Genomic DNA, 285 nt, shown 5'->3' with positions numbered 1-285 from the left:
AGCCGCCCATCAGGATCAGCGACAAGGCATCGGCGTCAATCTCCATGAGGTGGGCTCGCAAATCGTCAGCCAGACCAACGCCTACGGTATTCTCGTTGACACGACGCTCCAGAAGCCAGCGCCGGGCCTCGGCATCCTGCATCGTCTCTGCCAGCATCTCTCGCAGAAAGACGACATCCACGCCACGATGTCGCATGGCGTCGACAAAGGTGAGATGTTCGACACGGGCCTGCTTGACCCAGATGACATCATCGAAAAGCAACTCATGACAGTTCGACGGCGTTA

General features: G+C 57.9%; 1 protein-coding gene. It reads right to left on the bottom strand.

The genetic code is table 11. The annotated features are described in order from the left end of the window. Nucleotides 1-285, bottom strand: a 285-nt coding sequence (locus RMT89_RS42360; protein ID WP_315889087.1) for an arginine deiminase family protein, incomplete at both ends; no start/stop codon positions are given.

The organism is Streptomyces sp. P17 (assembly GCF_032436805.1).
In the GTDB taxonomy this organism is placed as follows: domain Bacteria; phylum Actinomycetota; class Actinomycetes; order Streptomycetales; family Streptomycetaceae; genus Streptomyces.
This window is presented reverse-complemented; position numbering and strand designations above follow the sequence as displayed.